This window comes from Streptomyces sp. NPDC047981 (genome assembly GCF_040653315.1).
Lineage (GTDB): Bacteria > Actinomycetota > Actinomycetes > Streptomycetales > Streptomycetaceae > Streptomyces.
Map to the genome: position 1 here is coordinate 24,791 of NZ_JBEZNQ010000083.1, position 6,443 is coordinate 31,233.

A 6,443-nucleotide genomic window follows, 5' to 3' on the forward strand; every position below is an offset into this window, starting at 1 on the left:
GGGGGTTCCTTTCGGCGGTGGGCGCGGCTCAGCGCGCCGCGCCGCCCGCGTCGAGTTCGTATCGCACCTGCTTGGCGGACACGACGCGGGCCGCGCGCTGTGCCGCGTAGTCGAGCGCGAGCCGGTGGTGTCCGGCCGAGAAGTCGGCGACGGCGTCCGCCACCAGGAAGGGCTGGATGTCGTTGGTGAAGGCCTCCACCGCCGTCATCAGGACGCCCACGTGGGCGTACACACCGCAGACGATCAGCTGGTCGCGCCGGTGGAAGCGCATCCGCTCCAGCAGGTCGGACTTGAAGAAGGCGCTGTACCGCCACTTCGTGAACGTCCAGTCCGCGGGCCCCGGTTCGAGCGGCTCGACCACCTTGCGGTGCTCGGGCGTGGCCTTCATGCCGGGACCCCAGAAGTCCTTCAGGAGCCCGCGCTGCTCGGGTGTCATGTCGCCGGGCTGCGCCGTGTACGCGATCGGTACGCCGAGCTCCACGCACCGCTCGCGCAGCAGCGCCGAGTTGGCCACCAGGGCGTCGCCGGGCGCCTCGGAGCGCGGGAACGGCCTGAGGAAGAACTCCTGCATGTCGTGGAGGAGCAGCACGGCCCGGCGCGGATCCACCGGCCAGTCCACGATGTTCTCCGGCAGCTCGCCCTCGGTGGGCATGGGGTACGACTCGATCGGGGGGATACCGGGCATCGGCCGGCCGTTCCTCTCTTGGCTAGACACCGAGCGTGGCACCGCCGTCCACGGTCAGCTCGTGCAGGGTGACGTGGCCGGCGTCGTCGGACAGCAGGAAGGCGACGGCCCGCGCGACGTCCTCGGGCCGGGCGACCTTGCCCAGCGGAATGCCGACCCGGTACGCCTCGGGGGAGCCGGCGATCGACGCCTTGGCAGCGGTGTCGGCGGTGTGCATCCCGCGCAGCATCGGGGTGTCGGTGGAGCCCGGCGCCACCACGTTGCAGCGGATGCCGTACTCCGCCACCTCCAGGCCCAGGCACTTGGTGAACGCGGTGGCGGCCGCCTTGGACGCCGCGTACGCCGCCATCTGCGCCCGGGCCGTGCCCGCCGCGTTCGACGCGACCGTGACGATCGCGCCGCGCCGGCGCGGGATCATGCGGTTGACCACGGCCCGTGAGGTGTGGAACACCCCGTTCGCGTTGACCGCGAACGTGGTCGTCCAGTCCTCGTCGCTCAGGGCGTGCGCCCCGGCCAGCCGGAGCACGCCCGCCGCGTTCACCAGCCGCTCCACCGGGCCGAGTTCGCGCTCGACCCGGTCGACGGCGGCCTCCACGTCGGCGCTCGACGTGACGTCGGCGGGGAAGCCGGTCACGTCCAGCCCGTCGGCGCGCAGCCGCGCCACCGTGTCGGCGAGCCGGTCCGGCACCAGGTCGACGGCGGCGACCCGGGCGCCGCGCTCGGCGAGCAGCCGGACGACGGCCTCGCCGATGCCGCCCGCCGCGCCCGTCACCAGGGCGACTGTTCCTGCCACGTGCACAACCTCCGTGTCCACCGCTGTCGTTCGTCCGGTCCGCGCGTCGTCCCGCCCGGTCATCCGCGCCATGCCGAGACGGCCGCGACGGCCTGCTGCGGGTTGAGGCGCGGATCGCAGAAGCTCAGGTACTTGTCGCCGAGGCTGCCGAGCCCGTCCGCGTCGGCGACGCACTCGGTGACGCTCTCCGGGGTGGTCTCCAGGTGCAGACCCGCGGCCACGCCGCCGCCCGCGCCGACCGCGTCCTGGAACGCCTCGATCTCCTTCACGACGGTCGTCAGGAGGCGCGTCTTCAGTCCGCCGGGGCCGCTGACGGTGTTGCCGTGCATCGGGTCGGACAGCCAGAGCACCGGGTGACCCGCCCGGTCGACGGCCTCGACGAGGGCCGGCAGCTTCGTGGCGGCGTTCTCGGCGCCCATCCGGGCGATCAGGGTGAGCCGGCCGGGACGCCGCTGGGCGTCCAACCGCTCGCACAGCGCCAGGAGTTCGTCCGGGGTCATGGACGGGCCGACCTTGACCGAGACCGGGTTGGAGACCGCGGCGAGGAGGGCGATGTGGGCACCGTCCGGCTGCCGGGTGCGCTCGCCCACCCAGGGCCAGTGCGTCGAGGTGAGCAGCAGCGAGCCGTCGGGCTCGCGGCGCAGCATGGGCAGTTCGTAGTCGAGCAGCAGGGCCTCGTGGCTGGTCCACACCGGCACGTCCAGCTCGGGCCGGACGGCGGTGCCGCGCCAGCCCAGGTAGTGCATGGTGTCGCTGGCGGCGCGGTAGCCGGTGAGCAGATGGCCGGGGTCGGCCTCGCGCTGCTCGGGGTCGGGCTCGGGCCGGTTGACCATGTGGCCCCGGTAGACCGGCAGCTCGGTGCCGCCGACCGTCTCGGTGGGCTTGGAGCGGGGCTTGGCGTACTGGCCGGCGATGCGGCCCACCCGCAGGACGGGCTTGCCGGAGGCGAGCTTCATCGTCCCGGCCAGCACGTCGAGGAGCGCGGTCTTCTTGTGGACGTCACCGGGGTTGGCCTCGGCGGGGTCCTCGGCGCAGTCGCCGGTCTGGATCACCTGGACGTGTCCGGCCGCGGCCTCCGCGAGGAGGGAACGCAGCCGGCGCACGGCCTCGGCGTCCACGAGGGCAGGCATCCGGCCCAGGTCCGTGCGGACCTCGGCGAGACGCGGGTGGTCCTGCCAGTCGGGCTGTTGGAGGGCGGGAAGGGAACGGAGGTGGGACAGAATGTCGGTCATCGTTTTCCCTCGGCGGGCGTGCCGGATGGACTCCGGCTGATGGGGGGCGTGGAGGCGGGCGGACGACACGGACGCGTGCGCGTCGACGTGATGTCCCGCCCGGCGTCTTCCGTCCTGCGGCGGCGGCTCGGCTGGCAGCATCGGCATGCCGGAGCGTCGACGAGTGTGAACGGCGCGGGCCTCGACAAGGCGCGCCGATTCGTACGGAATCCACTATCACCAGGCCCCCCACCGGGCCGCAACGGCGGCCCGCCGAGTCCGTCAAGTGGCGCGGATACGGGATGGACCGGCGCTCTCCACGGCCTGTTCGAGTGGGCTCACCTGGTCGTGGAAGACGGTCAGTCGGGCGAGCGCGACGCGGCTGGAGATGCCCAGCTTGATGAAGATGTGGCGCAGATGACTGTCCACCGTGTGCGGTGAGACGACCAGGTGGGTGGCCACGGCGCGGTTGGTCAGACCCTCGGACACCAGGCGGGCCACCCGCAGTTCGGCCGGGGTGAGGCTCGCCCAGCCGAGGGCCTGTACGGACGGATTCTTCCGGTACGAAGCGTGGGCTGTATTCACGCGGCAGACCCTGACGGGACGCCCAGAGGGGTCGCAACGGCGCCCGGTCCACTCTGTCATGTCGTCCGTCAGGTTCCCCGGCCCCCGCGGAGCGGGCCGGCTACAGCGCGGTGAGTGCGCTTTCGACGACGCTGAGCAGGGCGTTCCTGTCCTTCTGGACCCGGGCGAGAACGCGCAATCCGTAGTAGGTGCTGAGTACTTGGCGGGCGAGCGTCCGGGTGTCCCGATCGGCGGTGATCTCGCCGGAGCGCTGCCCCCGTGCGAGGGTCGCCGCGAGGGCCTCCTCCACGGTGGAGAAGTGCCGCAGGACCTCCGCCCGGACCGCGTCGTCCGAGTCGGCCTTCTCGACCGAGGCGTTGATGGCGAAGCATCCGGAGCCTTCGGGGTCCGACAGATCGTCGTCGATCGCGTGGACCATCAGCTCCCGGAGCCGGTCCTTCACCGGTCCCGGCTGTTCGAGGAGGGCGGTCTGCTCGGCGGTGTGCGTCTCGTAGTAGCGGCGCAGGGCGCGCAGGTACAGCTCGCGCTTGTCGCCGAAGGCGTTGTACAGGCTCGACTGGCCCATGCCCGTCGAGTCGGCCAGGTCCCGGGTGGACGTGGCCTCGTACCCCTGCCGCCAGAACGTGTTCATGGCGGCGGTGAGGGCGTGCGTCTCGTCGAACTTCCTGGGCCTGGCCATGACCGCAGTCTAGGGTTTTTGGAGCGGTCGCACTGAAATTCGTCGGACGACCGTACGGATCACGCCGTCACCGCGCCCTCCGCCACCGCGATCGCCTCGATCTCGATCAGCCAGTCCGGGTCGGCGAGGGCAGAGACCTCGACGAAGGACTCGGCGATCGAGTGCGGGGCGAAGTGCTCGGCCCTGACCCGCGCGAACGCCTCCTGGTCCCGCGCGATGTCGGTGACGAACACGGTCGCCTTGACGACCTGGTCGAGGCCGGATCCGGCGTTCTTCAGGACGAGCGCGAGATTGGCCAGAGCCTGTCGGGCCTGGGCCTCGAAGTCGCCCACGCCGACCGTGCCGCCGTGCGGGTCGATCGGACCCTGACCGGAGGTGAGGACCAGGTTCCCGACCCGGATGCCGAGCGCGATGCCGGCGGGGGCGTACCAGTCGGGGTCCGCGGTGACGCGGACGCGGTGGGGCGCGTCGTGGGATGCGGTCCGGGATGGGGCCTGGGATGCGTCGGTCATGCCGCGTCGCCCAGCGCCTCGTGGACGGCGAGCACCAGCTCGTCGATCGAACGCCCGCCGCTCTCCGTGCCGAACGAGTCGAAGATGTGGAACGCCCCGGCCCACTGGTGGAGCGTGACCGGCACGCCCGCCTCCAGGAGGCGCCGGCCGTAGTCCAGCCCCTCGTCGCGCAGCGGGTCGTACTCGGCGGTGACGATGTGGGTGGCGGGAAGTCCGGTCAGGTCCTCGGCGCGGTTGGGCGCCGCGTAGGGGGAGGTCTCCCGCTGCTCGTGGCCCTCGCCGAGGTAGTGGCGCCACATCGACACGGACTGCGGCGTCGACCACACGGGCGTGTCGTGGAAGGCGCGCGCGGACGGGGTGTCCATGCGGTCGTCGGTCACGGGGAAGGTCAGCACCTGCAGGGCGAGCGCGGGCCCCTGCCGGTCGCGGGCCATCAGGGCGACGGAGGCGGAGAGCGCGCCGCCCGCGCTGCAGCCCGCGACGCCCAGGCGCGCCGGGTCGACCCCGAGCTCCTCGGTGTGCGCGGCGAACCACTCCAGGGCCGCGTAGCAGTCCTCGGCGCCCGCCGGGAACGGGTTCTCGGGCGCGAGCCGGTACTCGACGCTGACCACGACGACGTTCGCTCGGGAGGAGAACCAGACGCACTGGTTGTGCTCGGTCTCCAGGCTGCCCATCACGAAGCCGCCGCCGTGGATCCACAGCAGACCGCCGTGCGGGCCTTCGGTACGGGGCGTGTAGACGCGCACGGCGACGTCGGGGGCGCCCGCCGGGCCGGGTATCAGCCGCTCGGTCACGGTGATGGCGCTGGTGTCGGCCGGCTCCCACTGGGCCTCGAGGTCCTTGAGGGTGCGGCGGGCGACGGCCGGCTCCGCGACGTCCAGGTACGGGATCTGGTCGACGAGCGGGGCCAGGTCGGGGCGGAGCCGCATGCGGGTGGGCGCGGGCGCGGCGGAACGGTGGGTGGCGTCACTCATGCGGTCATCGTCCCCCGCGGGCGGTCCCGCGCGCCGCCGCCGCCCGTCGCATGTTGGCGCCCCGGGAGCACCGATTGGTGCGTCGACCTGACGGAGTGTCGCCGCGGCCGGGAAGGCGCCGGGCACCCCGCACTAGCCTGCGCGGATGTACGGACTCACGTCGAGCCCCGCGCACCCGTCCTCGGAGGCGGAGACGGCGCCGGCTCTCCTCGCCCGTTTCGACGCGCTCTTCGCCGGCGTCGCGGACGCCGACGAACTGGTCCGCGCCGCGGCGCGGGTCGCGGGCTGTACCGCCGGGATGGCGGACCGCGGCCGGGTACTGCGGCGATGTCCGGCGGGCGGTGTGCCGGAGGCGGCCGGGGAGGTGGTGCCGTCGACCCGGCGGCTGATCACCGTGGGCGGCCGCGCGGCCGGTGAGGTGTGGGTCGAACGCCCGGGTGAGCCGCTGCCCTTCGACGCCCTCCTCACCGAACGCATGGCCCTCGCGGCCGCCACGCTGGTGGCCCTGGGCGCGGGCGTGCCCGCCGGGGGACCGGGGGTGACCGCCGGAGGGCTGGGTGCGCCCGCCGTCGGACCGGGTGTTCCGGCCGGAGGGCCGGGCGTGCCCGCCGGGGGAGGGGGTGGGCAATCTGGGGGAGCGGTCCGGCACGCCGGATCCGCGGGCGGCGTCGCGTCGTTCGCGCGCCCGCGCCGCCCGCGCGACGCCGGCCGGGGGCCCTGCGAGCACCCGGTGTGGGCGCCCGCCGGACTCGGGGATCCCGCGCTCGTACAGGCGGTGCTGTCCCCGTCGATGCCCGAGACGCAGCGGTCCCGCGCGCTCCATCTGCTCGGTCTGCCGCCCGCCGGGCCGATGCGGGCCGTCGCCGTGGTCGTCGCCGAACCGCAGGCGCTCCAGGGCGCGTTGCGTGCCTGCGCGGCCGAGTTGTCGGCGCCGCCGTCGGCGCGTACGGGCGGCACGGCGCCGCACGGCGTGCTCTGGCCCCGGGTCGGGGCGCTCGTCCTGC

The 6,443-nt window shown here is 73.6% G+C and carries 7 protein-coding genes and 1 pseudogene; 1 reads left to right on the top strand and 7 read right to left on the bottom strand.

The features are described from left to right. Positions 1–28 precede the first annotated feature (28 nt). The 7 genes from AB0E14_RS33075 to AB0E14_RS33105 form a co-directional block, all read right to left on the bottom strand. Positions 29–685, bottom strand: a complete 657-nt coding sequence (locus tag AB0E14_RS33075) for an isochorismatase family protein (RefSeq protein WP_362426789.1) — start codon at positions 683–685, stop codon at positions 29–31. A gap of 22 nt (positions 686–707) precedes the next feature. After that, positions 708–1,478 carry a 2,3-dihydro-2,3-dihydroxybenzoate dehydrogenase gene (locus AB0E14_RS33080; protein WP_362426792.1) on the bottom strand — a complete coding sequence of 257 codons (771 nt, stop codon included), beginning with the start codon at positions 1,476–1,478 and terminating at the stop codon, positions 708–710. Positions 1,479–1,537: 59 nt separating this feature from the next. Beyond that, complete coding sequence (locus tag AB0E14_RS33085; protein ID WP_362426795.1) at positions 1,538–2,710, bottom strand: 3-deoxy-7-phosphoheptulonate synthase; 1,173 nt, start codon at positions 2,708–2,710, stop codon at positions 1,538–1,540. Between the two features lie 261 nt (positions 2,711–2,971). Then, the gene (locus AB0E14_RS33090; RefSeq protein WP_362426798.1) at positions 2,972–3,274 is read right to left on the bottom strand and encodes a helix-turn-helix transcriptional regulator; all 303 of its coding nucleotides are present in this window, start codon (positions 3,272–3,274) and stop codon (positions 2,972–2,974) included. Positions 3,275–3,374: 100 nt separating this feature from the next. Next, entirely contained in the window at positions 3,375–3,953 is a 579-nt protein-coding gene (locus AB0E14_RS33095) for a TetR/AcrR family transcriptional regulator (protein ID WP_362426801.1), read from the bottom strand. 59 nt (positions 3,954–4,012) lie between these two features. Next, on the bottom strand, positions 4,013–4,465 hold the full coding sequence (locus AB0E14_RS33100) for a RidA family protein (protein WP_362426804.1): 453 nt from the start codon (positions 4,463–4,465) through the stop codon (positions 4,013–4,015). Continuing rightward, positions 4,462–5,439 carry an alpha/beta hydrolase gene (locus AB0E14_RS33105; protein WP_362426807.1) on the bottom strand — a complete coding sequence of 326 codons (978 nt, stop codon included), beginning with the start codon at positions 5,437–5,439 and terminating at the stop codon, positions 4,462–4,464. The genes AB0E14_RS33100 and AB0E14_RS33105 overlap by 4 nt, the downstream gene beginning before the upstream one ends. A 145-nt stretch (positions 5,440–5,584) precedes the next feature. On the opposite strand from AB0E14_RS33105, the pseudogene AB0E14_RS33110 reads away from it, so the two are divergent. Then, a pseudogene (locus AB0E14_RS33110) lies at positions 5,585–6,443 on the top strand (hypothetical protein); the annotation flags it as partial.

Bases quoted from the DNA above. Each gene is read 5' to 3' on its own strand.
- AB0E14_RS33105 (WP_362426807.1), bottom strand. From the start codon at position 5,439: ATGAGTGACGCCACCCACCGTTCCGCCGCGCCCGCGCCCACCCGCATG.
- AB0E14_RS33100 (WP_362426804.1), bottom strand. From the start codon at position 4,465: ATGACCGACGCATCCCAGGCCCCATCCCGGACCGCATCCCACGACGCG.
- AB0E14_RS33075 (WP_362426789.1), bottom strand. From the start codon at position 685: ATGCCCGGTATCCCCCCGATCGAGTCGTACCCCATGCCCACCGAGGGC.
- AB0E14_RS33085 (WP_362426795.1), bottom strand. From the start codon at position 2,710: ATGACCGACATTCTGTCCCACCTCCGTTCCCTTCCCGCCCTCCAACAG.
- AB0E14_RS33095 (WP_362426801.1), bottom strand. From the start codon at position 3,953: ATGGCCAGGCCCAGGAAGTTCGACGAGACGCACGCCCTCACCGCCGCC.